Here is a 26,565-nt window from a genome sequence, read left to right on the forward strand (position 1 = left end):
CCTTGGGCGCTTGGCTGTTGCAGTGATATAGTTCGCCGCCGGTTCGCGTGCCCGGCGGTACCGGCGCTTGTCGGCTGCCCAGGGCATTCGAATGTGAGGCTGCATCGCAAGGAGTTTAGATGAGTGCCGACAACGCCTACGCGGTCGAGCTGAAGGGACTGTCCTTCAAGCGAGGGACGCGCAGCATTTTCAATGACATCGATATTCGCATCCCACGCGGCAAGGTCACCGGCATCATGGGGCCTTCCGGGTGCGGCAAGACCACGCTGCTGCGGCTGATGGGGGCACAACTGCGCCCTAGCGCCGGCGAAGTCTGGGTCAATGGTCAGAATCTCCCCGAGTTGTCCCGCAGCGACCTGTTCGATGCGCGCAAGCACATGGGCGTGCTGTTCCAGAGTGGCGCGCTGTTTACCGATCTCGATGTGTTCGAGAACGTGGCGTTCCCGCTGCGGGTCCATACCGACCTGCCGGAAGAGATGATCCGCGACATCGTCCTGCTCAAATTGCAGGCAGTCGGGCTGCGCGGCGCTCTCGACCTGATGCCCGACGAGCTGTCCGGCGGCATGAAGCGTCGGGTCGCGTTGGCGCGGGCGATTGCCCTCGATCCGAAGATCCTCATGTACGACGAGCCCTTCGTTGGGCAGGACCCGATCGCCATGGGTGTGCTCGTGCGTCTGATCCGCCTGCTCAACGATGCGCTGGGCATCACCAGCATCGTGGTCTCCCACGACCTGGCAGAAACCGCCAGCATTGCCGACTACATCTATGTGGTTGGCGATAGCCAGGTACTGGGGCAGGGCACGCCCCAGGAACTGAAGGATTCGGACAACCCGCGCATTCGCCAATTCATGAAGGGTGATCCGGACGGGCCGGTGGCGTTCCATTTCCCGGCCACGGATTACCGTACCGATCTGCTGGGGAAGCGCTGATGCGCAAGAAATCACTGTTGGAAAGAATTCGCCTGTTCGGCCGCTCCGGCATCGATGTCGTGGCGGTACTGGGCCGTTCCTCGCTGTTCCTGATGCACGCCTTGCTCGGTCGCAACTCGACAGGCGGCGGTTTCGGCCTGCTGGTCAAGCAGTTGCACTCGGTGGGCGTGATGTCCCTGGTGATCATCGTGGTCTCCGGGATCTTCATCGGCATGGTGCTGGCGCTGCAAGGCTTCAGCATTTTGTCCAGCTACGGTTCGGAGCAGGCGGTCGGGCAGATGGTTGCGTTGACGCTGCTGCGTGAGCTCGGCCCCGTGGTAACGGCGCTGCTGTTCGCCGGGCGGGCCGGTTCGGCGCTGACGGCTGAAATCGGTAACATGAAGTCCACCGAGCAGCTGTCCAGCCTGGAAATGATTGGCGTCGACCCGCTCAAGTACATTATCGCCCCGCGTCTGTGGGCCGGTTTCATTTCCCTGCCGGTGCTGGCGATGATTTTCAGCGTCGTGGGGATCTGGGGCGGCTCGTGGGTGGCCGTTGACTGGCTGGGGGTCTATGAAGGCTCCTACTGGTCGAACATGCAAAACAGCGTCGACTTCCTCGACGATGTCCTCAATGGCGTGATCAAAAGTGCCGTATTCGCTTTCGTCGTGACCTGGATCGCCGTGTTTCAAGGCTATGACTGTGAGCCCACGTCAGAGGGGATCAGCCGTGCCACAACCAAGACCGTGGTGTACGCCTCGCTGGCGGTCCTGGGCCTCGACTTTATTCTGACCGCCTTGATGTTTGGAGATTTCTGATGCAAAACCGCACCCTGGAAATCGGTGTCGGCCTTTTCTTGCTGGCTGGCATCCTGGCTTTGCTGCTGCTGGCCCTGCGGGTCAGTGGACTGGCGCCGACGGCAAGCACCGATACTTATAAACTTTATGCCAACTTTGACAATATCGCCGGTTTGACGGTCAGAGCAAAGGTGACCATGGCCGGTGTCACTATCGGCAAGGTCACGGCAATCGATCTGAATCGCGAGGATTTCACCGGTCGGGTGACGCTGCAGTTGGAAAAACGCGTGGATAACCTGCCGACTGATTCCACTGCATCTATCCTCACTGCTGGGCTGCTGGGTGAGAAATACATTGGCATCAGCGTGGGTGGCGAAGACACCGTGCTCAAGGACGGTGGCGTCATCCACGACACGCAGTCGTCCCTGGTGCTCGAGGACCTGATCGGTAAATTCCTGCTCAATACCGTTAGCAAAGACGCCAAATGAGGAGCTTTTGAATGATCTCTATCTTGCGACGTGGCCTGTTGGTGTTGCTCGCGGCGCTGCCGTTGATGGCTAACGCCGTGGCTGCGCCTTCGGCCCATGACATCATCCAGGACACGACGACCCGGCTGTTGGCGGACCTTGCCGCCAACAAAGAGCAATACAAGCAGGACCCCAGCGCGTTCTATGACGCACTGAACGGCATCGTCGGCCCCGTGGTCGACGCCGACGGCATCTCCAAGAGCATCATGACCGTCAAGTACTCGCGCAAGGCAACCCCGGCGCAGATGACCCGCTTCCAGGAGAACTTCAAGCGCAGCCTGATGCAGTTCTATGGCAACGCCTTGCTTGAATACAACAACCAGGGCATCACCGTTTCGCCGGCCAAGGACGAAAGCGGCACCCGCACCAGCGTCGACATGCAGGTCAAGGGCAACAACGGCGCGATCTATCCTGTGTCCTACACGCTCGAAAAAATCAACGACGAGTGGAAGGTTCGCAACGTGATCATCAATGGCATCAACATCGGCAAGTTGTTCCGCGATCAGTTCGCCGATGCGATGCAGCGCAATGGCAACGACCTGGACAAGACCATCAACGGTTGGGCCGGTGAAGTCGCCAAGGCCAAGGAAGTGACCGAAGAAGCCAAAGAGAAGCAGGCACAATGATTGAGTCGGTGAGTGAGTCGGCCGTTCGTCTGGGTGAGGCTGGCGTGCTGATGCTCAGTGGCGTGCTGGACTACCGCACCGGCCCGGCCCTGCGCAAGCAGGGTCAGGCGCTGATCAAGTCCGTCAGTGCCGCCGAGGTGGTCATTGATTGCTCGGCGGTGCAGAAGTCCAGCAGCGTCGGCCTGTCGCTGCTGCTGTGCTTCATGCGGGACGCCAAGGCGGCCGGCAAAACGTGGAGCATCCGTGGGATGCCCGAAGACATGCGCGAAATAGCCCAGGTCAGCGAGCTGACCGAGTTGTTGGCGCACCCCTGACCCACATTGTTGGAAAAGTCCCCCCGTCAGAGTCCTGCTTCGCGGGGTTCGCAGGCGCGGGGCTTTTTTGTATGATGTGCGACCCGCGCGCACAGGGCGCCGATTGAGGTTGAGCATGCAGGCTGTAGAAGTGAAGAGCTTCCTTGAAGGAAAGCTGCCTGGTACGCAGGTGGAAGTTGAAGGCGAAGGCTGCAACTTCCAGTTGAACGTGATCAGCGACGAACTGGCGGCGTTGAGCCCCGTGAAGCGTCAGCAGAGCATCTATGCCCATTTGAACCCATGGATCGCCGATGGCAGCATCCACGCGGTCACGATGAAATTTTTCAGCAGCGCGGCCTGGGCCGAGCGCACCTGAGCCCAAGGGCCTCGAGATTCTTATGGATAAACTGATTATTACCGGCGGCGTTCGTCTTGATGGCGAAATCCGTATTTCCGGGGCAAAGAACTCCGCCCTGCCGATCCTGGCCGCGACCCTGCTGTGCGATGGTCCTGTGACCGTGGCCAACCTGCCGCACCTGCACGACATCACCACGATGATCGAGCTGTTCGGCCGCATGGGCATTGAGCCGGTGATCGACGAGAAGCTCAGCGTCGAGATCGACCCGCGCACCATCAAGACCCTGGTCGCCCCGTACGAGTTGGTGAAAACCATGCGTGCGTCGATCCTGGTATTGGGCCCGATGGTCGCCCGTTTCGGTGAGGCCGAAGTCGCCTTGCCTGGCGGTTGCGCCATTGGCTCGCGTCCGGTGGACCTGCACATTCGCGGCCTGGAAGCCATGGGTGCGGTGATCGACGTCGAAGGTGGCTACATCAAGGCCAAGGCGCCGGAAGGCGGCTTGCGCGGCGCGCACTTCTTCTTCGATACAGTCAGCGTGACCGGCACCGAGAACATCATGATGGCCGCCGCACTGGCCAAGGGCCGCAGCGTGTTGCAAAACGCCGCGCGCGAGCCTGAAGTGGTCGACCTGGCGAACTTCCTGATCGCCATGGGCGCCAAGATCAGCGGCGCTGGCACCGACACCATCACCATCGATGGCGTCGAGCGCCTGCATTCGGCCACCTACAAAGTGATGCCGGACCGGATCGAAACCGGCACCTATCTGGTGGCCGCTGCCGTCACCGGAGGCCGCGTCAAGGTCAAGGACACCGATCCGACCATCCTTGAAGCCGTCCTGGAGAAACTCAAGGAAGCCGGTGCCGAAGTCACCTGCGGCGAAGACTGGATCGAAGTGAACATGCACGGCAAGCGACCAAAAGCCGTCAACGTGCGGACCGCTCCGTACCCGGCGTTCCCGACCGACATGCAGGCGCAGTTCATCTCCCTCAACGCCATTGCCGAAGGCACCGGTGCTGTGATCGAGACGATCTTCGAAAACCGCTTCATGCACGTCTACGAACTGCACCGCATGGGCGCCAAGATCCAGGTCGAAGGCAACACGGCCATCGTTACTGGCACCGAGAAGCTCAAGGGCGCGCCAGTGATGGCCACCGACCTGCGGGCCTCGGCCAGCCTGGTCATCTCGGCCCTGGTTGCCGAAGGCGATACCCTGATCGACCGCATCTACCACATCGACCGTGGCTACGAGTGCATCGAAGAAAAGCTGCAGATGCTCGGCGCCAAGATCCGCCGCGTACCGGGCTAGTTCCGGCTGCATGGGCGCAGGGACGTGCCCGTTGATTTCGTTTCAGGTCGAGGGTGTTTGCACCCTCGATGTGTGTCCGGCGCCGCTTGCGACCGGGCATGAGTACCTTGATAAGGACTGACGTTTCCCATGTTGACCATCGCACTGTCCAAGGGCCGCATCCTTGACGACACCCTGCCGCTTCTGGCTGAAGCGGGCATCGTGCCGACCGAGAATCCGGACAAGAGCCGCAAGCTGATCATTCCCACGACCCAGGCCGACGTGCGCTTGCTGATCGTGCGTGCCACCGATGTGCCGACCTACGTGGAACATGGCGCCGCCGACCTGGGCGTTGCCGGCAAGGACGTGCTGATGGAATACGGCGGCCAGGGCCTGTACGAGCCCCTGGACCTGCAGATCGCCCGCTGCAAGCTGATGACCGCCGGTAAAGTCGGCGCGCCGGAGCCCAAGGGGCGTTTGCGCGTGGCGACCAAGTTCGTCAACATTGCCAAGCGTTACTACGCCGAGCAGGGCCGTCAGGTCGATATCATCAAGTTGTACGGTTCGATGGAGCTGGCGCCGCTGATCGGCCTGGCGGACAAGATCATCGACGTGGTCGACACCGGCAATACCCTGCGGGCCAACGGTCTGGAACCCCAGGACTTCATCGCTGACATCACCTCCCGGCTGATCGTCAACAAGGCTTCGATGAAAATGCAGCACGCCCGTATCCAGGCTCTGATCGATACCCTGCGCAAGGCAGTGGAATCGCGACACCGCGGCTGATTCACCTGCGCGACCTTGAGTCGCGCCCGTCTATCCGTGTCATAGCCAATTTTCTCAGGTGCCCACGCGAATGGACTGGTAGCTTAGGGCGCCTGAGCATTTGCCATTAATGAGGCCCTCGCTATGACCGCTCCCACTTCGATTCGCCGACTCAATGCTGCCGACCCGGATTTCGCACATCATCTGGATCATCTGCTGAGCTGGGAAAGTGTGTCTGACGACTCGGTCAATCAGCGGGTGCTGGACATCATCAAGGCCGTGCGCGAGCGTGGCGATGCCGCCCTGGTGGAATTCACCCAGAAGTTCGACGGCCTGCAAGTGGCGTCCATGGCCGACCTGATCCTGCCGCGCGAGCGCCTGGAACTGGCCCTGACCCGGATCACCGTGCCCCAGCGCGAAGCCCTGGAAAAGGCCGCGTCCCGGGTGCGCGACTATCACGAAAGGCAGAAGCAGGACTCCTGGAGCTACACCGAAGCCGACGGCACCGTGCTGGGCCAGAAGGTCACGCCGCTGGACCGCGCCGGCCTGTACGTGCCGGGTGGCAAGGCCTCCTATCCGTCCTCGGTGCTGATGAACGCCATCCCGGCCAAGGTCGCCGGCGTGACCGAAGTGGTCATGGTCGTCCCGACCCCACGCGGTGAAATCAACGAGCTGGTGCTGGCCGCCGCCTGCATCGCTGGCGTGGACCGGGTGTTCACCATCGGCGGTGCCCAGGCCGTGGCTGCGCTGGCCTATGGCACCGAAAGCGTGCCGCGGGTCGACAAGGTGGTCGGGCCGGGCAATATCTATGTCGCCACCGCCAAACGCCACGTGTTTGGTCAGGTCGGCATCGACATGATCGCCGGCCCTTCGGAAATCCTCGTGGTGTGCGACGGCCAGACCGATCCGGACTGGATCGCCATGGACCTGTTTTCCCAGGCCGAGCACGACGAAGACGCCCAGGCGATCCTGGTCAGCCCGGACGCCGAGTTCCTCGACAAGGTCGCCGCCAGCATCGACAAGCTGCTGCCGACCATGGACCGCGCCGAGATCATCAACACCTCGATCAACGGTCGTGGTGCGCTGATCAAGGTCGAGGACATGGCCCAGGCCATCGAAGTCGCCAACCGTATCGCGCCGGAACACCTGGAGCTGTCGGTCGCCGATCCGCAGGCCTGGTTGCCGCAGATCCGTCACGCCGGTGCGATCTTCATGGGGCGCCACACCAGTGAGGCCCTGGGTGACTATTGCGCAGGCCCCAACCACGTGCTGCCGACTTCCGGCACCGCGCGTTTCTCGTCGCCGCTGGGGGTGTATGACTTCCAGAAACGTTCGTCGATCATCTTCTGCTCCGAGCAGGGCGCATCCGAACTGGGCAAGACCGCTTCGGTGCTGGCCCGTGGCGAATCGCTGAGCGCCCACGCGCGCAGTGCCGAGTACCGCATTCTTGATGAGCCATCCATCGAAGGGCAGGGGAACTGAAATGAGTAAATTCTGGAGCCCGTTCGTCAAGAACCTGGTGCCCTACGTGCCGGGTGAACAGCCGAAGCTGACCCGGCTGGTCAAGCTCAACACCAACGAGAACCCCTACGGCCCATCGCCCAAGGCCTTGGCGGCGATGCAGACCGAGCTGAACGACAACCTGCGCCTGTATCCGGATCCCAACAGCGACTTGCTGAAAAGCGCCGTGGCCCGTTATTACGGCGTGCAGAGCAACCAGGTGTTCCTGGGCAACGGCTCGGATGAAGTGCTGGCACATATTTTTCACGGCCTGTTGCAGCACGACCAGCCGCTGTTGTTCCCGGACATCAGCTACAGCTTCTATCCGGTGTATTGCGGGCTGTACGGCATCCAGTTCGATGCGGTGCCGCTGGATGCACAATTCCGGATCGACCCGGCGGACTACGCCAAACCCAATGGCGGGATCATTTTCCCCAACCCTAACGCGCCGACCGGCTGCCTGCTGGCGCTGGAAGCGGTCGAGCAGATCCTCAAGGCCAGCCCGGATTCGGTGGTGGTGGTCGATGAGGCCTACATCGACTTCGGTGGCGAAACGGCGATAAGCCTGGTGGATCGCTATCCGAACCTGCTGGTGACCCAGACCCTGTCCAAGTCCCGCTCCCTGGCGGGACTGCGCGTGGGCCTGGCGGTGGGCCATCCAGACCTGATCGAGGCGCTGGAGCGGATCAAGAACAGCTTCAACTCCTATCCGCTGGATCGCCTGGCGAATGTCGGCGGCGCGGCGGCGTTCGATGATCGCGAGCATTTCGACCGGACCTGCCAGTTGGTCATCGAGCACCGTGAGTGGGTCGTGGCCCAACTGCAAGCCAAGGGCTTTGAAGTGCTGCCCTCGGCGGCCAACTTCATCTTCGCCCGCCACCCCCGGCACGATGCGGCAGGCTTGGCGGCGAAACTGCGGGAGCAGGGTGTGATCGTGCGGCACTTCAAGCAGGAGCGGATTGCCCAATTCCTGCGGATCAGCATCGGTACACCGGAGCAGAACCAAGCGCTGGTAGAAGCCCTCGGCGAACTCTAAAGCCTTGCATTGAACCTGTGAGAGTCTGTGGGAGCAAAGCTTGCTCGCGATAGCGGTTTCGTTGTCCGTGACGACGCCATCGCGAGCAAGCTTTGCTCCCACAGTTGTTCTGCTGCGTTCACAAATCGGCATGCCACCGCCAATCCCCTGTGGGAGCGAGCTTGCTCGCGATGGGGCCTTTGGATCAGACCCTGAACTGATTGATCAACCGCCGCTGCTGCTCCGCCAGTTTGGTCAACCCGGCGCTGGCCGCGCTGGACTCGTCGGCGCCGCTGGCGACTTCATTCGCCACTTGCCCGATGTTGATCACATTACGGTTGATGTCATCGGCCACGGCGCTTTGTTCCTCGGCGGCGCTGGCGATTTGGGTGTTCATGTCGTTGATCACCGACACCGCCTGGGTGATCGTCTCCAGGGCCTGGGCCGCTTTCGCCGCATGCTGCACGCTTTCGTCGGTGCGGTTCTGGCTGTCTTCCATCACCCGCACCACGTCCCGGGTGCCTTGTTGCAACTGTTGGATCATCGTCTGGATTTCTTCGGTGGCCTGTTGCGTCTTCTGCGCCAGGTTGCGTACTTCATCAGCGACTACCGCGAAACCACGGCCCTGTTCACCGGCCCGGGCGGCTTCGATGGCTGCGTTGAGGGCCAGCAGGTTGGTCTGCTCGGCGATCCCGCGGATGGCGGTGAGGATCGCGTTGATGTTCTCGCTGTCCTTGGCCAGGGTCTGCACCACTCCCACCGCCTTGCCGATTTCCACGGCCAGGGCACCGATGGAGATGGAGGTGTCCCGCACGATCTGCATGCCCTGGCTGGCAGCCTGGTCTGCATGGCTGGCGGCCTGGGCGGCTTGGGTCGCGTTACGGGCCACGTCCTGGGCGGTGGCGGTCATTTCGTGCACGGCAGTGGCGACCTGATCGATCTCCGACATCTGCTTGTGCACGCCCTGGTTGGTGCGGATCGCGATATCGGCGGTATGCTCCGACGAATCGCTGACGCTCTGCACCGAGGTCACCACCTGGGTGATCATGCCCTGCAACTTGCTCAGGAAGGTATTGAAGCCCCTGGCGATCGCCCCCAGTTCATCGGCGCGGTCGCTGACCAGGCGACGGGTCAGGTCGCCTTCGCCCTGGGCGATGTCATCGAGCATCGCCACCATTTGCTTGAGTGGCCGGGCAATGCCGTGGCCCACCAGCCAGATCACCAGCAGGCCGATGCCGGCAATCACCAGACCCACTATCGCCATGCCGAAGATGTCGGCCTGGCGCTGATGGTCGAGGTCTTGCTGCAACGCTTGCAGGTTGGCCATGACCGCATTCAGGGGCAGTTGCAGCATCAGCGTCCAGCGGGCGTTGGTCTCGCCGATGCCGAACGGCATGTACACCTCGATATGCCCATGTGCTTCGTCGATGTCGTAGCGCACTTCGCCGACGCCCAGCTTGGCGAGGTTATCCAGTGCACTGGCGTCCAGCAGGTCGCTGGCCTTTTCCCCGAGTTTGCTCGGGTCCTTGGTGAAGGCCACCAGTCGGTTGTTGCTGGAGAGCAAGGCCATTTCCCCGGCACCGTCGTACAACTTGCCATCGGCGGCCACGAGCATGTCCTGGATGAAGTTCACCGACAGGTCAGCGCCAACGATGCCCTGGAACTTGCCATCGATCATGATCGGTTCGATGAACGAGGCGAGCATGGTCATCGTGCTGCCAACGCGATAGGGCGCCGGGTCGATCACGCAGGCTTTCCTGCTGTCCTGGGAACACAGGTAGTACTCACTGGCGCGGATGCCGGTGGAAAGCAGTTTCTGGTCGGTCACGTCGGCGAGTTTTTCCAGGCCCAGGGAGCCGTCCTGGTTACGGAACCACCACGGCAGGAAACGCCCGTTGGTTTCCATGCCCACCACCTGGCTGTTCACATAGTTGGCGTCGTCATGGTCGATGGCGTTCGGTTCCCAGGCGATGTAGGCGCCGAGGATCTTCGGGTTGCGCACCACGGTTTCGCGCAACAGGCTGATCATTTGCTCGCGGGGCACCTTCAATTGCGGGTTGCCGTCCGTGCCGTTCATGCCCATCAAGGCGTTGCTGGTGGCCAGGCCACGGGCGAGCAGCAGCGGGGCTTCCAGTTCCCGCTGGATCAGGCTCGCCTGTGTGCGAGCCAGGGCAGTGAGACGTTGTTCAATGAGTTGTTCGAACTGCGCCTTGGTCCGCTGTTGCACCATGTCCTGGGTGCGCGCGCCGGCAAACAGCGCGTACAGCACGAGGGCGCCCACCACGCTGAGCACGATGGCACCGGCCAGGGCGGCCACGGAAAACTGGATCGATCTGAATTTCATAAAGGCTCCGGACGCGGAAATGACGTCTGGAGCCGTTATCGGCGTTTCTGTGGCGCGGCATGAGGCGCTGTTCGTCGGCTGACTGTTTTAGCTGCGTGAGTGTCGCAAATGGACTGTGTGGGGTCTGTCCGAAAAACCTGTAATCCTTCGTTATGTATCTGGCGCCGATACAAATCAAAGCCTAGGATACGCCCACGTTTCCAGGGAGCTTCTTTTACATGAACAAGACATTGATGGTGAGTGCTCTGAGCGCGGCTCTGCTGCTCACCGGTTGCCAGTCGGTCAATACCACCAGCGGCGGAGCCGTGGGCGTGGAACGCAAGCAGTACATGTTCAGCATGCTGTCGACCGATCAGGTCAACCAGATGTACGCCCAGTCCTATCAAAAAACGATGGGTGAGGCGAGCGCCCAGGGCGCGCTGGACAAGACCAGCAACGATGCCAAGCGCATCCAGGTCATTGCCGACCGCTTGATCGCCCAGGCGCCTGTGTTCCGCCCGGATTCGGCGCAGTGGAACTGGGAAGTGAACCTGATCAAGAGCGATGAGCTCAATGCCAATTGCGGTCCTGGCGGCAAGATCATGTTCTACACCGGCCTGATCGACCAGTTGAAGCTGACCGACGCTGAAATTGCCGCGATCATGGGCCACGAAATCGCCCACGCCCTGCGCGAGCACGGGCGCGAAGCGATGTCCAAGGCCTATGGCATCGAGATGGCCAAGCAGGGCGCCGGCGCCTTGTTCGGCCTCGGCCAGGACAGCCTGGCATTGGCCGACACCGTCGCCAACTACGGCATGACCTTGCCCAACAGCCGCGGCAACGAGAACGAAGCTGACCTGATCGGCCTCGAACTGGCGGCCCGCGCCGGCTACGACCCGAACGCGGCGATCACCTTGTGGAACAAGATGGCCAAGGCCTCGGAAGGCGCGCCACCGGAGTTCATGAGCACCCACCCGTCGTCGGGCAGCCGTATCGCTTCGTTGCAGGCGGCGATTCCGAAGGTGATGCCGCTTTATCAGCAGGCCAAGAAGTAAGCTTCACTGTGGGAGCAAAGCTTGCTCGCGATAGGGGCGACGCAGACGTCAATCAGACCGCGTCATCGTTTATCGCGAGCAAGCTATGCTCCCACAGCTATCCTCTGCCCAAGGTGTGACACAGGGTCAAACCCACCCACTGCTCTGCATCGCCTTGTACACCGCCACGATCGCCAGGACGAAGAATGCCGAGGCGGCCAGGCGGCGGATCAGGGTCAGGGGCAGCTTCTCGGCGGCGAAATTGCCCGCCAGGACCACCGGCACGTTGGCAATCAGCATGCCCACGGTGGTGCCGATGATCACCAGCCACAACTCCGGGTATTGCGCGGCGAGCATCACCGTGGCGATCTGCGTCTTGTCGCCGATTTCCGCCAGGAAGAACGCAATCAGCGTGGTCAGGAACGGTCCGAACTTGCGGGCCGTGTTCGCTTCCTCATCGTCCAGTTTGTCCGGGACCAGGGTCCACAGCGCCGTGGCCGTGAAGCTTGCCGCCAGTATCCAGTGCAACACCGCATTGGAGAAAAATCCGCTGACCCAGGCCCCCACCGCCCCGGCGGCTGCGTGGTTGGCGAGTGTTGCGGCAACGATGCCGGCGATGATCGGCCAGGGTTTGCGAAAGCGAGCGGCCAGGATGAGCGCGAGCAATTGCGTCTTGTCGCCGATTTCGGCCAGCGCAACGATAGCGGTAGGTACCAGGAGTGAGTCCAGCATCAGGGATTCCTAAAGGGGCGGGTCGACACGGCTATGACACGTACAGCCTTCCCGCCCCGGGTAAGGTGTGCGTGTCATAGGTCTTGTCAAACCCAGCGACCATCTGCGTGGACGCTTGGGCCGCATACGCCATGGTCTGCTGACCAAGTATGTTGACGTATGCCGGGCGAGCATAGCGCTCGCGGGAGACTACTCCCCTAGGACGGAGCGGATTCTGCCTAGGCAAATCCGATTGAGCAAGTGCTGTTTCCTAAAACATCTCAACCGCGCTTGGCTCGGTAGATGCGAAAGCCCTGGCCTTCGGCCTTGATGGCGCAGACGCCCAAATGCTCCTCGATCAGTGGCTGGTACTTGAGGAAGCTATTGGCAACCAGCCGCAGTTCGCCGCCGTTTTTCAGATGTTTGGCTGCCTTTCGCAACAGGTTTTCCGTGGCGTGGTAATCGGTGTGCACGCCGACATGGAACGGAGGGTTGCTCAGGATCGCGCTCAAGCCCATTGGTGCAGCGTCGATGCCATCACCGGTCAGCACCTCTCCCTCCAGGCCGTTGGCGGCCAGGGTCAGGCGACTGCTGGCGGCGGCGAATGCGTCCACGTCCAACAGGGTGACGGTGTTGTGCGGATAGCGCCGCTTGACCGCCGCCCCCAGCACCCCGGCACCGCAGCCGAAGTCCAGCAAATGCCCGCTGGGCAGTTTATCCAGGTGTTCCAGCAGCAGTGCGCTGCCGCGATCCAGGCGACCGTGGCTGAACACCCCCGGCAGGCTGATAACCGTCAGCGGGCCTTCGGCCAGGGGCAGTTCGTAGGTCTGGGCCAGGCTTTCCAGGGGCTTGGCCTCGGGCGCGTTGGCGACGGTGACCTGCCACAGTTGGCAATGCCGCGCACTGTCGAGCTTGCGTGGCTTGCCGAACGGGTTGAGCTGTTTGGACGCCCCTTCGATGCCGCTGCGTTTTTCCCCCACCAGGTACACCTCGCGCCCGGCCAGGCGCGCCGCCACGGCATTGAGGATGTAGTCGGTCAGGTCCTTGGCCTTGGGCAGGAACACCACGGCCGTGTCGAACCCACGCTCGGGTATGTTCACGCCAAAGTGGCTGCGCTCAGGGAAGCGCGCGTCCAGCGCGGCCTGATCCCCAGCGTGCCAGCACCAGCCATGGGCCTCTGGCAAACGGCCGAGCAGGTCATCGGCGGGCAGGCCGGCCAGCAAGACCGAACCCTGGAATAACTCGGTCTGACGAAGCAGTACTTCACTGCGCGGATCCATGGTCTGCTCCTTGAAAAAAAGTGCGGCAGTTTATCAACTGACGACACGCCGCGCTGTACCGCTGAAAAAGCCCTGGGCGTTTTCGCTCATTTGCCCGACGATTCGTTGCCGCGCCTCGCGGCTGCCCCAGGCGTTGTGCGGCGTGACGATCAGTCGTGGAATATCGCCGGCCAGCAGCGGGTTGCCTTGGGCCGGCGGCTCCACGCTGAGCACGTCAGTGGCGGCGCCTCCCAAATGACCGCTGCGCAGGGCTTCGGCCAAGGCCTGTTCGTCGATCAGGCCGCCACGGGCGGTATTGACCACGAACGCACCGGGCTTGAGCAGTGCCAGTTCGCGGGCGCCGATGAAGTGTCGGGTGTGCTCGTTGAGCGGGCAGTGCAGAGTCAGGGCATCGACTTGCGGCAACAATTGTTCCAGCGGCAAGCGGTCGGGGCGGGCTGGGCGCCCGGGGATCTGACCCAGCAGTACGCGCATGCCAAAGGCTTCGGCCAGCCGCCCGACGGCACTGCCCAGTTCGCCATGGCCGAGCAAGCCCAGGGTCTTGCCTTCCAGTTCGACAATCGGATAGTCCAGCAGGCAGAACTGCGAAGCCTGCTGCCAGCGACCTTCACCCACCGCTTTTTGGTAATCGGCCAGGCGCGTTGCCAGGTTCAGCAACAGCATGATCGTGTGCTGGGCCACCGACGGTGTGCCGTATCCCTGGCAATTGCACACCGTGATGCCGTGGCTGCGGGCGGCGGCCAGGTCGACATTGTTGGTGCCGGTGGCGCTGATCAGGATCAGCTTCAGTTCGGGGCTGGCCGCCATGGCCTGCGCATCGATCACGATCTTGTTGGTGATCGCCACAGTGGCGCCTTTGAGCCGCTCGATGACCTGCTCCGGCGTGGTCCGGGCGAAAAGTTGCAGGTCGCTGAAGCAGCTGCGCAGCGGGTCCAGGTCCAGGTCGCCGAGGTCCAGGGAAGGGTGGTCGAGGAAAACTGCACGAGCGGTGTTCGTCATCAGCTGTACCTTTTATGTCAAGAACCGAAGGCGTAATGTGGCGAGCCTATCAGATGTCTGTGGGAGCGAAGCTTGCTCGCGACATCGACGATGCGGTCTCCCAGGAATCGAGTCGCCCGTTTCGCGAGCAAGCTTTGCTCCCACACAGCCCCCTCACTACACAGTTGATGTTTGTTTTGAGATTTGAGTTAGCCAAGGAGCTCCACCATGTACCTCACCGAATTCCTCACCGTCGCCCTGATCCACCTGCTGGCCGTTGCCAGCCCCGGGCCGGATTTTGCCGTGGTGGTGCGTGAAAGCGTGACCCATGGCCGGCGTGCCGGGACCTGGACGGCGCTGGGCGTCGGCACGGCGATTTTCCTGCACGTGGGGTATTCGCTGTTGGGCATCGGCCTGATCGTGTCGCAATCGATCGTGCTGTTCAACGCACTGAAATGGGCTGCCGCCGCCTACCTGCTGTACATCGGCTTCAAGGCACTGCGGGCACAGCCGGCCAAGCCCAGCGAGGACAACCTGCACAAGGAGGCCGGTGAGCGTACCGCCCGCGGCGCGTTCACTTCGGGCTTTGTCACCAACGGCCTGAACCCCAAGGCGACGCTGTTTTTCCTGTCGTTGTTCACCGTGGTGATCAACCCGCACACACCGTTGGCCGTCCAGGCCGGTTACGGCGTGTACCTGGCGGTCGCGACGGCTGCCTGGTTCTGCCTGGTGGCGCTGCTGTTCAGCCAGCAGCGGGTGCGCGCCGGTTTTGCGCGCATGGGCCATTGGTTCGACCGGACCATGGGCGCGGTGCTCGTCGCCATTGGAGTGAAGCTGGCGTTTACCGAGTCGCACTGATCCCGCTCCGTGTGGGAGCTCCTGCAGGCCTGGATATGGCTCAAGGCTAGTATTGGTGCACCGATCAAATCATTCCTTTGGCTGATTTGATCGGTGTATAAGCGCTCTAGAGTGCTTACTTCCAGCCAAGACCGTGCAGTCAGAAAAGGGACTCTTATGTTGCAGACTCGCGTTATTCCTCCAGCCGAAGGCGCTTATCAATACCCGCTGCTGATCAAGCGGCTGCTGATGTCCGGCACGCGTTACGAGAAAACCCGCGAGATCATCTACCGTGACCAGTTGCGCTACAGCTATCCGACGCTGATAGAGCGGGTCGCGCGGCTGGCCAATGTGTTGACCGAGGCCGGGGTCAAGGCCGGTGATACCGTGGCGGTGATGGACTGGGACAGCCATCGCTACCTGGAATGCATGTTCGCGATCCCGATGATCGGCGCGGTGATCCACACCATCAACGTGCGCCTGTCACCGGAGCAGATCCTCTACACCATGAACCACGCCGAGGACCGCTTCGTGCTGGTCAACAGCGAGTTCGTCGGCTTGTACCAGGCGATTGCCGGGCACCTGACCACGGTGGACAAGACCCTGCTGCTGACCGACCTGCCGGAAAAAACCGCCGACCTGCCGAACCTGGTGGGTGAATACGAGCAACTGCTGGCCGCCGCCGCGCCCACCTACGATTTCCAGGACTTCGACGAAAACTCCGTCGCCACCACGTTCTATACCACTGGCACCACGGGCAACCCCAAGGGCGTGTACTTCACCCATCGGCAATTGGTGCTGCACACCATGGGCGTGGCGACCATCATGGGCTCCATCGACAGTGTGCGGCTGCTGGGCACCAACGACGTGTACATGCCCATCACGCCGATGTTCCATGTCCACGCCTGGGGCCTGCCCTATGTCGCGACCATGCTCGGGCTCAAGCAGGTCTACCCGGGCCGCTACGATCCGGAGTTCCTGGTCCAACTGTGGCGCAAGGAAAAGGTCACCTTTTCCCATTGCGTGCCAACCATCCTGCAAATGGTCCTCAACGCCAAGGGCGCCCAGGACACCGATTTCGGTGGCTGGAAAATCGTCATCGGCGGCAGCGCCCTGAACCGCAGCCTGTACGAAGCGGCCAAGGCCCGGGGCATCCAGCTCACTGCCGCCTATGGCATGTCGGAAACCGGCCCGCTGGTGTCCTGCGCCCACCTCAACGATGAGCTGATGGCCGGTAGCGAAGACGAACGCACCACTTACCGGATCAAGGCCGGCGTGCCGGGCCCACTGGTGGAGGCGGCAATCGTTGACACCGAGGGACGTTTCCTGCCGGCCGACGGCGAGACCCAGGGCGAACTGGTGCTGCGCGCGCCGTGGCTCACCGAGGGCTATTTCAACGAGCCGCAGAAGGGCGCCGAGCTTTGGGCTGGCGGCTGGCTACACACCGGTGACGTCGCCACGCTCGATAACATGGGCTTCATCGACATCCGTGACCGCATCAAGGATGTGATCAAGACCGGTGGCGAATGGATCTCCTCCCTGGACCTGGAAGACCTCATCAGCCGTCACGTGGCGGTACGCGAAGTAGCAGTGGTCGGCATTCCCGATCCGCAGTGGGGCGAACGGCCATTTGCCTTGCTGGTGATTCGCGAAGGGCATCAGCTCGGGGCTCGCGAACTCAAGGAACACCTCAAGCCGTTCGTCGAGCTGGGGCACTTGAGCAAGTGGGCGATCCCGAGCCAGATCGCCCTTGTTACTGAAATTCCCAAGACCAGCGTCGGCAAGCTCGACAAGAAGCGCATCCGCGTCGACATCACCGAATGGCAGAGCAACAACAGCACCTTCCTGTCCACGCTTTAGGCCTTTTTGCCGTGCCCGAAAGGGCACGGCAGCCCCACCAAGCAAGCGCTTGCCTTGTCAAACCGAAAATTTCAGCCATCCTTGCCGTGCCGGCATCTGTCGGACTGGCGAAAGGACTGTTCCAGAGTGGTCGAGGGCTGCAAATCACACTTTAGAGGGATCAAGCCGTACTACCTGCTGGCTATAGTCCGCTCACGGATTCTCAAGAACGGGGCGCACGCACGAAAGGGCGATGCGACCTTGATGGATGCAGGGACGCTGCCGCTCCCAGCCATCAAGGTGTTCTTGAAATGTCCACTGCCATAACAATAATGCACATGGAGTAGCGTCGATGACCTCAGCAACCACGTTCTGGCGCCGGGCAAAACTGCCTCTGGCGGTCAGTCTCGCCTCTTCGCTCGCCGGGCCAGCATTCGGCGTCAGTTTCAATATCGGTGAAATCGAGGGCCAGTTCGACTCGTCCTTGTCGGTCGGCGCGAGCTGGTCCACGGCCAACGCCAACAAGGACCTGATCGGTGTCAACAATGGCGGCAAGGGCTTGTCGCAGACTTCCGATGACGGTCACTTGAACTTCAAGCGAGGGGAAACCTTCTCGAAGATCTTCAAGGGCATCCACGACCTGGAACTGAAGTACGGCGATACCGGCGTGTTTGTGCGCGGCAAGTACTGGTACGACTTCGAACTCAAGGACGAAAGCCGCCTGTACAAGGACATCAGCGACAGCAACCGCAAGGAAGGCGCCCAGTCCTCCGGCGGGCAGATCCTCGATGCGTTCATCTACCACAACTACGCCATTGCCGATCAGCCGGGCTCGGTCCGCCTGGGCAAGCAGGTGGTCAGTTGGGGTGAAAGTACCTTCATCCAGGGCGGCATCAACTCCATCAACCCGGTCGACGTGTCCGCGTTCCGTCGTCCTGGTGCCGAGGTCAAGGAAGGCCTGATCCCGGTCAACATGTTCTACGTCTCCCAGAGCCTGACCGACAACCTGTCGGCCGAGGCGTTCTACCAGTTGGAGTGGGACCAGACCGTGGTGGACAACTGCGGTACGTTCTTCTCCCAGCCGGATGTGATTGCTGATGGGTGTACCGACAATCTGCGGGTGCTGAACAAGCGTTCAAGCATCCCGTTCCCGGGCATCGTTCTCCCGATATTGGAAGGTCAGGGCGTCGACATCAACGAAGAAGGTGTACTGGTACGGCGTGGCCCGGACCGTGATGCTCGCGACAGCGGCCAGTGGGGCGCGTCGTTGAAGTACATGTTCGAGCCGCTGGACACCGAGTTCGGTGCGTACTTCATGAACTACCACAGCCGTGCGCCGATTTTCAGTGCTACCGGTGCTCCTCAGTCGGTTTACAACAGCGCGCCTCTGTTTGGTCAATTGGCACCGCTGATCGTGGCAGGCAACTCCAACTATTTTGTTGAATACCCGGAAGACATTCGACTCTACGGCCTGAGCTTCTCCACCACGCTGCCTACCGGTACGGCGTGGAGCGGTGAGTTGAGCTATCGCCCGAATGCACCGGTGCAATTGAGCACCACTGATATCCTGTTCGCTGGCGTTCGCCCGCTCGGTGGTCCTGTGTTGGGCAATGCTTCGCTGCTCACGGGTGTGCCAGGCCAGGATCTGCATGGTTATCGTCGCAAGGAAATCACTCAGTTCCAGACCACTTTCACCCACTTCTTGGATCAGGTCATGGGCGCCAGTCGCCTCACACTGGTAGGTGAAGTCGGCGTGACTCATGTTGGAGGCTTGGAAAGCAAGTCGGACCTTCGCTACGGTCGTGACCCTGTCTTTGGTCCGGGTCAGCTGCCCGGCGGAGCCTGTAACCTGCTCAACGGCTCTACTGCCGCAGGCGGTGGCCAGACCATCAACGACGTGAACAGCAACTGCAACAACGACGGCTTCACCACGTCCACTTCCTGGGGCTACCGTGCGCGCGCCATCTGGGAATACCCGGACGTCTTCGCCGGTGTGAACCTCAAGCCCAACGTGGCCTGGTCCCATGACGTCAAAGGCTACTCGCCAGGCCCTGGCGGAAACTTCGAAGAAGGCCGCAAAGCCGTCAGCCTCGGGCTGGATGCCGAGTACCAGAACACCTACAACGCCAGCCTGGCCTACACCAACTTCTTTGGTGGCGACTTCAGCACCGTGGACGATCGCGACTTCCTGGCGCTCAGCGTCGGCGTGACCTTCTAAGCACCGTATTTCAGGACGACACACTATGAAAATAACAAAGAATCTGATGCAGGCCGGTGTTCTGGGATTGTCCCTGCTGGCCGCCAGCGTCATGGCGGCAGTGCCCGCGGCCGAGGCCGACAAACTCGGCAAGAGCCTGACGCCGATGGGCGCGGAGATGGCCGGCAATGCCGACGGCTCGATCTCGGCCTGGAAACCCATGGCCAAGAACGCCGGTGCCGTGGACAGCAAGGGTTTCCTTGCCGACCCATTCCCGACTGAAAAACCGCTGTTCACCATCACCGCGCAGAACGTCGAGCAGTACAAGGCTAAACTCGCCCCGGGCCAATACGCGATGTTCAAGCGCTACCCGGAAACCTTCAAGATGCCGGTCTACCCGACCCATCGCGGCGCCACCGTGCCGGACGAAGTGTTCGCCTCCATCAAGAAAAACGCGGTCAACACCAAGCTGGTCTCCGGCGGCAACGGCCTGGAGAACTTCGAGACGGCCGTGCCGTTCCCGATTCCCCAGAGCGGCGTGGAAGTCATCTGGAACCACATCACCCGCTATCGCGGCGGCAGCGTGACGCGCCTGGTCACCCAGGCCACCCCGCAGCCAAACGGTTCGTACAGCCTGGTGTATTTCCGCGACCAGTTCGTGTTCCGCGACAAGATGAAGGATTTCGATCCGGCCAACCCTGGCAACATCCTGTTCTACTTCAAGCAGCAAGTGACCGCTCCAGCGCGACTGGCCGGTGGCGTGCTGCTGGTGCACGAAACCCTCGACCAGGTGAAGGAGCCGCGTTCGGCGTGGGTCTACAACGCCGGTCAGCGCCGTGTGCGCCGTGCCCCGCAAGTGTCCTATGACGGCCCGGGTACCGCTGCCGATGGTCTGCGTACTTCCGACAACCTGGACATGTACAACGGTGCGCCGGACCGCTACGACTGGAAGCTGGAAGGCAAGAAAGAGCTGTACATCGCCGCCAACAGCTACAAGATCGATTCGCCACAACTCAAGTACGCCGACATCATCAAGGCCGGCCACATCAACCAGGACCTGGCCCGCTACGAGCTGCGTCGTGTCTGGCATGTGACCGCGACCCTGAAGGAAGGCCAACGCCATATCTACGCCAAGCGTGACTTCTACATCGACGAAGACACCTGGCAAGCCGCAGTGATCGACCACTACGATGGTCGTGGCCAACTGTGGCGCGTGGCCGAGGCCCATGCCGAGAACTACTACGACAAGCAAGTGCCGTGGTATGCCCTGGAAACTCTCTACGACCTGCAGTCCGGCCGCTACCTGGCACTGGGCATGAAGAACGAAGAGAAATCGGCCTACGACTTCGGCTTCACCGCCACCACCGCCGATTTCACCCCGAACGCATTGCGCCAGGACGGCATCCGCTAAATCGCTTTGCCCGAGGCCGCATCCTCGAAGAAACGCCCCGACTGGTTCGGGGCGTTTTTTTTGAGCAACACAAACCCCCTGTGGCGAGGGAGCTTGCTCCCGCTGGGCTGCGCAGCAGCCCCAAACCAGCCTTCTCATTGTGTCAGGTACAACGCAGTCGCTGCCTTTGGGGGTTGCTTCGCAACCCAGCGGGAGCAAGCTCCCTCGCCACAAGAGCGGTGGCTGCCTAAGTTTTTTCAAGTCGGTCGGCGTGTAGTCTTTTTGTAGCCATTTGTAGCACTCCCTTCAATACCTCCTCGTTTACCGCTAGTCTGCGGACATCTGCAACGCCGACACCCGCATTCCAACAAGAGCCGGCCATGACTGATTTGTCTTCACTTCCGGATTCTGCCCGCGCTGCCATTGCGGTACAGGACGGGCGTTTCTACCGCCCGCCCTTGCCCGACGGCCATGTTGTGCGGCCGCGGTTGTGCGAGCGTTTGAGCGCCGGGCTTGGGGGCAGGTTGCTGTTGGTCAGTGCTCCAGCGGGGTTCGGTAAAAGCTCCCTGGCGGTGGAGTTCTGCCAGAGCCTGCCGGCCCATTGGCAAAGCCTGTGGCTGGGGCTCAGCGCCCGGGACAACGATCCGGGGCGCTTCCTGGAACGGCTGCTCGAAGGGCTCCAGGCGTTTTTCCCGCAATTGGGCGGCAGGGCACTGGGGCTGCTGAAAATGCGCCAGCGCCATCAACCCTTTGCCTTCGAAGAATGGCTCGACGGCCTGCTGGACGAACTGTCCACGCACTTATCGCCTCGCGCACCCTTGCTGCTGGTCCTTGACGATTACCACCTGGCCCAAAGCCCGGTGCTGGATCGCTGCCTGCAGTTTTTCCTCAATCACCTGCCCGACGGGTTGCTGGTACTCGTCACCAGCCGCCAGCGCCCGGACTGGCATCTGGCGCGCTTGCGCCTGTCCCGGCAATTGCTCGAACTCAATGAGCAGGACTTGCGCCTGACCCATGACGAAGCCTTGACCCTGCTCCAGCATCACAGCAGTTCGTTGCGCGGTGAGGCGCTGGAAAACCTCATCCTGCGCAGCGAAGGTTGGGTAGCCGGGCTGCGTTTCTGGTTGCTCGCCGCTTCCGAAGCCGGCACCGAAGGCCTGCTGCCCCAGGCCTTGCACGGCGGTGAAGGGCTGATTCGCGATTATCTGCTCGAAGAAGTCATCGACTGCCTGCCCGCCGAGGTGCAGGCGTTCCTCTACGACACGGCCCCCCAGGAACGCTTTTGCAGCGAACTGTGCGACGCCGTGCGCGAAGCCCATGACAGCGCCGAGATCCTGCGTTACCTGGCGGCCCACCAAGTGTTCCTGGTGCCGCTGGACGAGCACGGCCATTGGTACCGCTACCACCACCTGTTTTCCGACCTGTTGCGCAGTCGCCCCAGCGCACCGGCCATGGTCCCGGCCGCGACCCTGCACCTGCGGGCCTGTCGCTGGTTCAACGCTCAGGGCCTGATCGACGAAGCCGTGGAACAGGCCCTGCGGGCGGGGCACCTGGACGTGGCGGCGAATCTGGTGCAGAACCTCTCGGAGGAGCAACTGCTGGCCGAGCAGAACGTGGGCATGTTGCTGCGCTGGAAAATGGACTTGCCCGACAGTCTGCTCATCAGTACCCCGCGGCTGATCGTGCTCTACAGCTGGGCGTTGGGGCTGGCCTGCCAGCTGGACGCTGCCGAAGAGCTGGCGGCGCACTTGAGTCGTTTCCTGCCGGCCCCGTCGGCCACCGCGCAAAAATCCATGCTCGCCCAATGGCTGGCGCTGAGTGGGATCGTCGCCCGTGGCCGCGGGGATCGCGAGGCCACCGTGCGGTATTGCAGCGAAGCCTTGGAGAGCTTGCCGCAAAAGCGCTACGGCCAGCGCCTGATGTGCCTGTCCACGTTGTCCAACCTGGCGATTGCCGACGGCGACCTGTGGCGCGCCCGGAACCTGAACCGTGACTCCCTGGAGCTGGCGCAGCGGGTCGGCAATCCACTGTTCGAGGCCCTGGCCCATTACGATCGTGCCCGGGTCCTGCAGGCGCGGGGAGAGATCCTGCGGGCGCTGGATGAAGTGCGCCAGGGCCTGCAACGGTTGCACACGCTGTCGCCCCAGCGGCTTTATGCGGTGCGGGCGCGGTTGATCATGTACGAAGGTTTCCTGCTGACCTTGCGCATGCAGCCCCAGGCCGGCGTCGCGCGGTTGCAGGCGGGCCTCACCGAGGCCCGCGCCTGCCGCGACATCAGCGTGCTGATTGGCCATTGCGTGATCGCGCGTATCGAAGGCTATCGCGGCGAATTCGCCCGGGCGTTCGCCGAACTGGCGGAAGCCGAACGCCTGATGCACATCTGGGACGTACCGCCGATCTACTACCTGGCGATGATCACCCTGGTCAAATGCGAACTCTGGCTGGCCCAGGGCCGCACCGACCTGGCCGAAGCCTGGCTGGCCCGATTGGGCCAGACCTACACCGGCGAACGGGCCGCCGCGCCGCCCGAGTTCCATCCGCAACTGCCACTGCATGTCGAACTGCAACAGGCGGTGCTGGAATCCATCCGGGGTCAACCGATGCTCGCCGAAGGCCGGCTCAATGCCTTGCTGGAACACGGTCAGCAAAGCGGCCGGCAGATGCTCAGCGTGATGGCGCTCAACCAGAAAGTCGCCTTGCTGCTGAGTGTCGGGCGCGAGCCCGAAGCCCGTCGCACCCTGGCCCAGGCTTTCGAAGCCGCCAGCGGCGGGGTTTTGCAGCCTTTCGAATGGTTGTTTGGTGAGCACCGTGAATGGTTGCGCGAACAACTGCTGCACGCACCACCCAGCACCTTGCGTGAACATCTGCTCGAACGCCTGCCCTCGACGGTAGCCCTGCCTGCCGACCCAGCGGCGCCCGTCGAAACCCTCAGCAGTCGCGAACGGGCGGTGTTGCAGTTGATTGCCCAAGGCTGCTCGAACCAGGAGATCAGCGAGCAATTGTTTATCTCGCTGCACACCGTCAAGACCCACGCCAGCCATATCAACAGCAAACTCGGCGTCGAGCGCCGCACCCAAGCGGTGGCGCGGGCGAAGGCGCTGGGGTTGTTGGGCTGAGCAAGATATTGCGGCCGGTGAGATCCCTCGCCACAAAGGCTTTGACAAGGAATCCCTCGATGTTGCCTCTGTACAAAACCATCCAATCCCCCGTCGGCCAACTGATCCTCGTCGCCCGGGAGACGCGACTGGCGGCGATACTGTGGGAAAACGAGCGGCTCAATCGGGTGCGCCTGGGGCCTTTGGAGGAGGACACTGAGCATCCGCTCCTCAAGGAAACCGAACGTCAGTTGCTGGAATACTTCGCCGGCCAGCGCCGTCGTTTCGAGCTGGAGCTGGATTTCGCGGGCACTGATTTCCAGATCCGGGTCTGGCACGCCCTGTTGACCATCCCCTTCGGAGAAACCCGCAGCTACCGCGACATCGCCGTCCAGATCGGCCAACCGACAGCGGTCCGGGCGGTCGGCGCCGCCAATGGCCGCAACCCCATCTCGATCATCGCCCCGTGCCATCGAGTTATTGGCAGCTCCGGCAGCCTCACCGGCTTCGCTGGCGGCCTGGCGGCGAAACAGTTGCTGCTCAGCCTTGAAGGCCAGCAGAGCCTGCAATTGGCGTTCTGACCTGCCGACGTCCCTGTGGGAGCGAGCTTGCTCGCGATGACGGCGGCACAGACAGCATCATCGGCAATTGACCCACCGCTATCGCGAGCAAGCTCGCTCCCACAGGTGTTTGGGTGTGAGTGCAATTTTGCATCCGCTCCCACAGGTTTCAGGCTGATGGGGATTTGGGCGGCAGCATCCGCGTCGGCGGTTGGCCGTTGGCGTTGTGCTGGAATATCTGCGCGGGTTGGCCCTGTTCATTGAAGAACACCTGGCCAATGCCCGCGCTGTTCCACAGCCGCTCACCGGCCTCGGCGTGTTCCGGGGTGTGGGGGACGATGCGCATGCTGCGGCGCTTGGTGAACCAGTTCAGGGGCGAGCGCGGCGAGTAGAGCCAGCGGTTCAGGCGATCGAACCATTCCAGCAGCGCAGGGGGAAACTCATTCTTGATGCCGCTGCTGGTGATCTGCCAGATGCGCGGGCCGCCCTTGCGGTGTGGGATCAGTACTTCGTAAACGAAGGAATAATGCACGTCCCCGGACAGCACCACGTAATTACCTGGCGTACGCGAGTGGCGGAAAATGTTCAGGATCACCTGGGCAGCGCCGCGATGGGCCATCCAGTTTTCCGCATCCACCAGCAGCGGATAACCGCACCAACTGAACACTCGCTGCACAGTCTCGATCAGCTTCACACCGAAGATCGGGGCCGGTGAGACGATGATCGCCGACGGGTGATCCAGCAACTCTTGCTGCAATTCGCTCAGGGCCTCCCAATCCAGCAGGCCGGAAGGCTGCTTGAGGGTCGTCTCGCTGCGCCAGCGGCGGGTGCGGGTGTCGAGTACCACCAGGGCCGGGGTGCTCGGCAGCACATAGTGCCAGCGCTGGAAAGCCAGCAGGGTGTCGATCAGTTTGTCCTGTGGCTCACTGTCGAGGTAGCGGTCTCGTGCGGTGTCGCTCAGGGCCAAGGTTTGCGGGAGTACGTCAGCAAAGGCATCCGGGTTGTTGCCCCAGCCCTGGCAGAGCATGTAGGCGATCAACGCGTTGCCGATGATGCGCTTGGAAAACGGATGACCGTAGGCCGTTTCCTCCCACTGCGCGGACAAATTCCAGTCATCGGTAATGTCGTGGTCATCGAAAATCATCAGGCACGACAAATGCGCAAACACCCGCGCCACGCCGCCCAGCCCGGTCTTGAACGCATCGATGCGCTGCTGTTCCAGGTCGTAGCGCTGGCGCCGTTCGACGGTCAGTTCGGGCGGCTGCACCGCGATCAGCGTCCAGGGCACCGGTGACCACACCAGCAGGTACATCGCCATGACCTCGGCGAAGGTCACCAAGTGATTGTCGGCGCTGCTGCTGGTGAAAATCGGTTTGCGGGCCCCGCCGAAAAAACGCTCGCGCAGGGTTTCGTTGCTCTCAAGTGCCGGTAACAAATCGGCACGATGGTAATAACTGGCCGGGTGTTGATAGAGCTTGGCGCTGTCTGCCACCACGGCACCGTCCAGGCATTCCTCGAACAGCCCCAAGCGCTCGATCAGCGCATGAATCGCCCGCAACATGGGGCCGGCGACGTCATCGGCATAGACCTGATCGCCGCTCATCATCAGCAATGCCGGGCGTTGCGCCGGGTTTTGCGCCAGCAGCCGGTCGACACAAAGCAGGCCGTCGTTGGCCGGGTAATGAGGTTTGCGGCAGGAGCCGTGGACCAGTTGCTCGATGCGCGAGTGCAACATGAAATTCGGGCACGGTGCGCCGTCATACAACAGGTGCGGCGCCCACTCGGCAATGGGGGCGCCGTCCACCAGCAGGTCGTAGTCGATCGCCACGTCCTGGGGCAAGGGGCTGTCGAGCCGCACATCGATCAGATGCACAAACGCCCGCTGCCCCACCGGCACCACGGTGCAGTGCGACGTATCCAGCGCCAGATCGCCCACGCCATCCACGCGCAGCGTCAACGCCAATGCTCGCGTACCCACCAGCCACATCACCAGTCGCGTGGGCTCCAGGCGCCGCAACAGCGGGCCGACCAGGACGGGGGGCAGGGTGGTGATATCAGAAGTGGATGGCAGCATTCGCGGGTAAAAGCTCTGTTCAGGGAGAGGCGGGGGATCATAACGCAATGTGCCGGGTTGCTGGGGACAGGGAGGCGTTGTGGTAACCCTGCTTTTGTGGGGAGGGAGCTTGCTCCCGCTGGGGCGCGAAGCACCCCCAAAACCTGACACCGCGGTGTGTCAGGCAAACATTT

The 26,565-nt window shown here is 62.1% G+C and carries 22 protein-coding genes, 1 pseudogene and 1 riboswitch; of the genes and pseudogenes, 17 read left to right on the top strand and 6 right to left on the bottom strand.

All coding sequences use genetic code 11. From position 1 onward, the window contains the following. Positions 1-119: 119 nt before the first annotated feature. The 10 genes from Q7F16_RS05355 to hisC all read left to right on the top strand — a co-directional run bounded on the left by Q7F16_RS05355 (position 120) and on the right by hisC (position 8,095). Complete coding sequence (locus Q7F16_RS05355) at positions 120-929, top strand: ATP-binding cassette domain-containing protein (RefSeq protein ID WP_046063855.1); 810 nt, start codon at positions 120-122, stop codon at positions 927-929. Continuing rightward, positions 929-1,726: a lipid asymmetry maintenance ABC transporter permease subunit MlaE gene (mlaE, locus tag Q7F16_RS05360; RefSeq protein ID WP_046063856.1), complete on the top strand. Its 798-nt coding sequence runs from the start codon at positions 929-931 to the stop codon at positions 1,724-1,726. The genes Q7F16_RS05355 and mlaE overlap by 1 nt, the downstream gene beginning before the upstream one ends. Next, entirely contained in the window at positions 1,726-2,193 is a 468-nt protein-coding gene (mlaD, locus tag Q7F16_RS05365) for an outer membrane lipid asymmetry maintenance protein MlaD (RefSeq protein WP_003178020.1), read from the top strand. The genes mlaE and mlaD overlap by 1 nt, the downstream gene beginning before the upstream one ends. An 11-nt stretch (positions 2,194-2,204) precedes the next feature. Then, positions 2,205-2,858: an MlaC/ttg2D family ABC transporter substrate-binding protein gene (locus Q7F16_RS05370; RefSeq protein WP_018614019.1), complete on the top strand. Its 654-nt coding sequence runs from the start codon at positions 2,205-2,207 to the stop codon at positions 2,856-2,858. An 8-nt stretch (positions 2,859-2,866) separates the two neighbouring features. Beyond that, positions 2,867-3,172 (top strand): STAS domain-containing protein, encoded by a 306-nt coding sequence (locus Q7F16_RS05375; RefSeq protein ID WP_041476249.1) that lies wholly within the window; start codon positions 2,867-2,869, stop codon positions 3,170-3,172. 115 nt (positions 3,173-3,287) lie between these two features. Further along, positions 3,288-3,527: a BolA family protein gene (locus tag Q7F16_RS05380; RefSeq protein WP_007953556.1), complete on the top strand. Its 240-nt coding sequence runs from the start codon at positions 3,288-3,290 to the stop codon at positions 3,525-3,527. Positions 3,528-3,549: 22 nt separating this feature from the next. Beyond that, on the top strand, positions 3,550-4,815 hold the full coding sequence (gene murA / locus Q7F16_RS05385; protein ID WP_003197868.1) for a UDP-N-acetylglucosamine 1-carboxyvinyltransferase: 1,266 nt from the start codon (positions 3,550-3,552) through the stop codon (positions 4,813-4,815). Positions 4,816-4,944: 129 nt separating this feature from the next. Continuing rightward, positions 4,945-5,580, top strand: coding sequence for an ATP phosphoribosyltransferase (gene hisG / locus Q7F16_RS05390; RefSeq protein ID WP_003197870.1), 636 nt, complete (start codon positions 4,945-4,947; stop codon positions 5,578-5,580). A gap of 123 nt (positions 5,581-5,703) precedes the next feature. Continuing rightward, positions 5,704-7,041 (top strand): histidinol dehydrogenase, encoded by a 1,338-nt coding sequence (gene hisD, locus Q7F16_RS05395; protein WP_409555962.1) that lies wholly within the window; start codon positions 5,704-5,706, stop codon positions 7,039-7,041. Position 7,042: 1 nt separating this feature from the next. Next, entirely contained in the window at positions 7,043-8,095 is a 1,053-nt protein-coding gene (gene hisC / locus Q7F16_RS05400; RefSeq protein ID WP_046063857.1) for a histidinol-phosphate transaminase, read from the top strand. A 184-nt stretch (positions 8,096-8,279) separates the two neighbouring features. Here hisC and Q7F16_RS05405 read toward each other — a convergent pair whose 3' ends face one another. Together Q7F16_RS05405 and Q7F16_RS05410 are read right to left on the bottom strand one after the other, a co-directional pair. Beyond that, a complete protein-coding gene (locus Q7F16_RS05405) occupies positions 8,280-9,122 on the bottom strand; it encodes a methyl-accepting chemotaxis protein (RefSeq protein ID WP_373419641.1) in 843 nt (280 codons plus the stop codon). 15 nt (positions 9,123-9,137) lie between these two features. Continuing rightward, a pseudogene (locus tag Q7F16_RS05410) lies at positions 9,138-10,418 on the bottom strand (HAMP domain-containing protein); the annotation flags it as partial. A gap of 218 nt (positions 10,419-10,636) precedes the next feature. Between Q7F16_RS05410 and Q7F16_RS05415 the strand changes: the two are divergent. Next, entirely contained in the window at positions 10,637-11,452 is an 816-nt protein-coding gene (locus Q7F16_RS05415) for a M48 family metallopeptidase (RefSeq protein WP_046063859.1), read from the top strand. Positions 11,453-11,578: 126 nt separating this feature from the next. On the opposite strand, the gene Q7F16_RS05420 is transcribed toward Q7F16_RS05415, so the two are convergent. The 3 genes from Q7F16_RS05420 to Q7F16_RS05430 all read right to left on the bottom strand — a co-directional run bounded on the left by Q7F16_RS05420 (position 11,579) and on the right by Q7F16_RS05430 (position 14,421). After that, the gene (locus Q7F16_RS05420; protein ID WP_014336648.1) at positions 11,579-12,163 is read right to left on the bottom strand and encodes a TMEM165/GDT1 family protein; all 585 of its coding nucleotides are present in this window, start codon (positions 12,161-12,163) and stop codon (positions 11,579-11,581) included. 88 nt (positions 12,164-12,251) lie between these two features. Next, positions 12,252-12,374, bottom strand: a riboswitch (yybP-ykoY riboswitch). A 49-nt stretch (positions 12,375-12,423) separates the two neighbouring features. Beyond that, complete coding sequence (locus tag Q7F16_RS05425; protein ID WP_046063860.1) at positions 12,424-13,422, bottom strand: class I SAM-dependent methyltransferase; 999 nt, start codon at positions 13,420-13,422, stop codon at positions 12,424-12,426. Between the two features lie 33 nt (positions 13,423-13,455). Beyond that, positions 13,456-14,421 carry a 2-hydroxyacid dehydrogenase gene (locus Q7F16_RS05430; RefSeq protein ID WP_046063861.1) on the bottom strand — a complete coding sequence of 322 codons (966 nt, stop codon included), beginning with the start codon at positions 14,419-14,421 and terminating at the stop codon, positions 13,456-13,458. Between the two features lie 207 nt (positions 14,422-14,628). Between Q7F16_RS05430 and Q7F16_RS05435 the strand changes: the two genes are divergently transcribed. The 6 genes from Q7F16_RS05435 to Q7F16_RS05460 all read left to right on the top strand — a co-directional run bounded on the left by Q7F16_RS05435 (position 14,629) and on the right by Q7F16_RS05460 (position 24,339). Beyond that, positions 14,629-15,258: a LysE family translocator gene (locus Q7F16_RS05435; protein ID WP_204127812.1), complete on the top strand. Its 630-nt coding sequence runs from the start codon at positions 14,629-14,631 to the stop codon at positions 15,256-15,258. Between the two features lie 156 nt (positions 15,259-15,414). Further along, positions 15,415-17,097: a fatty acid--CoA ligase gene (locus Q7F16_RS05440; protein WP_014336652.1), complete on the top strand. Its 1,683-nt coding sequence runs from the start codon at positions 15,415-15,417 to the stop codon at positions 17,095-17,097. A gap of 331 nt (positions 17,098-17,428) precedes the next feature. Next, complete coding sequence (locus Q7F16_RS05445) at positions 17,429-19,294, top strand: DUF1302 domain-containing protein (RefSeq protein ID WP_046063864.1); 1,866 nt, start codon at positions 17,429-17,431, stop codon at positions 19,292-19,294. Between the two features lie 25 nt (positions 19,295-19,319). After that, entirely contained in the window at positions 19,320-20,684 is a 1,365-nt protein-coding gene (locus tag Q7F16_RS05450; RefSeq protein WP_204127813.1) for a DUF1329 domain-containing protein, read from the top strand. A 359-nt stretch (positions 20,685-21,043) separates the two neighbouring features. Beyond that, on the top strand, positions 21,044-23,779 hold the full coding sequence (locus tag Q7F16_RS05455; protein ID WP_409555961.1) for a LuxR C-terminal-related transcriptional regulator: 2,736 nt from the start codon (positions 21,044-21,046) through the stop codon (positions 23,777-23,779). 59 nt (positions 23,780-23,838) lie between these two features. Further along, complete coding sequence (locus Q7F16_RS05460) at positions 23,839-24,339, top strand: methylated-DNA--[protein]-cysteine S-methyltransferase (RefSeq protein WP_014336656.1); 501 nt, start codon at positions 23,839-23,841, stop codon at positions 24,337-24,339. A gap of 148 nt (positions 24,340-24,487) precedes the next feature. Here Q7F16_RS05460 and Q7F16_RS05465 read toward each other — a convergent pair whose 3' ends face one another. Continuing rightward, a complete protein-coding gene (locus Q7F16_RS05465) occupies positions 24,488-26,392 on the bottom strand; it encodes an alkaline phosphatase D family protein (RefSeq protein WP_409555960.1) in 1,905 nt (634 codons plus the stop codon). Positions 26,393-26,565 lie beyond the last annotated feature (173 nt).

Source organism: Pseudomonas sp. Lb2C2, from assembly GCF_052112205.1.
GTDB classification, from domain to species: Bacteria; Pseudomonadota; Gammaproteobacteria; order Pseudomonadales; family Pseudomonadaceae; genus Aquipseudomonas; species Aquipseudomonas kilonensis.

Bases quoted from the DNA above. Each gene is read 5' to 3' on its own strand.
- Q7F16_RS05355 (WP_046063855.1), top strand. From the start codon at position 120: ATGAGTGCCGACAACGCCTACGCGGTCGAGCTGAAGGGACTGTCCTTC.
- mlaE (WP_046063856.1), top strand. From the start codon at position 929: ATGCGCAAGAAATCACTGTTGGAAAGAATTCGCCTGTTCGGCCGCTCC.
- mlaD (WP_003178020.1), top strand. From the start codon at position 1,726: ATGCAAAACCGCACCCTGGAAATCGGTGTCGGCCTTTTCTTGCTGGCT.
- Q7F16_RS05370 (WP_018614019.1), top strand. From the start codon at position 2,205: ATGATCTCTATCTTGCGACGTGGCCTGTTGGTGTTGCTCGCGGCGCTG.
- Q7F16_RS05380 (WP_007953556.1), top strand. From the start codon at position 3,288: ATGCAGGCTGTAGAAGTGAAGAGCTTCCTTGAAGGAAAGCTGCCTGGT.
- murA (WP_003197868.1), top strand. From the start codon at position 3,550: ATGGATAAACTGATTATTACCGGCGGCGTTCGTCTTGATGGCGAAATC.
- hisG (WP_003197870.1), top strand. From the start codon at position 4,945: ATGTTGACCATCGCACTGTCCAAGGGCCGCATCCTTGACGACACCCTG.
- hisD (WP_409555962.1), top strand. From the start codon at position 5,704: ATGACCGCTCCCACTTCGATTCGCCGACTCAATGCTGCCGACCCGGAT.
- hisC (WP_046063857.1), top strand. From the start codon at position 7,043: ATGAGTAAATTCTGGAGCCCGTTCGTCAAGAACCTGGTGCCCTACGTG.
- Q7F16_RS05405 (WP_373419641.1), bottom strand. From the start codon at position 9,122: ATGATCACCCAGGTGGTGACCTCGGTGCAGAGCGTCAGCGATTCGTCG.
- Q7F16_RS05415 (WP_046063859.1), top strand. From the start codon at position 10,637: ATGAACAAGACATTGATGGTGAGTGCTCTGAGCGCGGCTCTGCTGCTC.
- Q7F16_RS05420 (WP_014336648.1), bottom strand. From the start codon at position 12,163: ATGCTGGACTCACTCCTGGTACCTACCGCTATCGTTGCGCTGGCCGAA.
- Q7F16_RS05425 (WP_046063860.1), bottom strand. From the start codon at position 13,422: ATGGATCCGCGCAGTGAAGTACTGCTTCGTCAGACCGAGTTATTCCAG.
- Q7F16_RS05430 (WP_046063861.1), bottom strand. From the start codon at position 14,421: ATGACGAACACCGCTCGTGCAGTTTTCCTCGACCACCCTTCCCTGGAC.
- Q7F16_RS05435 (WP_204127812.1), top strand. From the start codon at position 14,629: ATGTACCTCACCGAATTCCTCACCGTCGCCCTGATCCACCTGCTGGCC.
- Q7F16_RS05440 (WP_014336652.1), top strand. From the start codon at position 15,415: ATGTTGCAGACTCGCGTTATTCCTCCAGCCGAAGGCGCTTATCAATAC.
- Q7F16_RS05445 (WP_046063864.1), top strand. From the start codon at position 17,429: ATGACCTCAGCAACCACGTTCTGGCGCCGGGCAAAACTGCCTCTGGCG.
- Q7F16_RS05450 (WP_204127813.1), top strand. From the start codon at position 19,320: ATGAAAATAACAAAGAATCTGATGCAGGCCGGTGTTCTGGGATTGTCC.
- Q7F16_RS05455 (WP_409555961.1), top strand. From the start codon at position 21,044: ATGACTGATTTGTCTTCACTTCCGGATTCTGCCCGCGCTGCCATTGCG.
- Q7F16_RS05460 (WP_014336656.1), top strand. From the start codon at position 23,839: ATGTTGCCTCTGTACAAAACCATCCAATCCCCCGTCGGCCAACTGATC.
- Q7F16_RS05465 (WP_409555960.1), bottom strand. From the start codon at position 26,392: ATGCTGCCATCCACTTCTGATATCACCACCCTGCCCCCCGTCCTGGTC.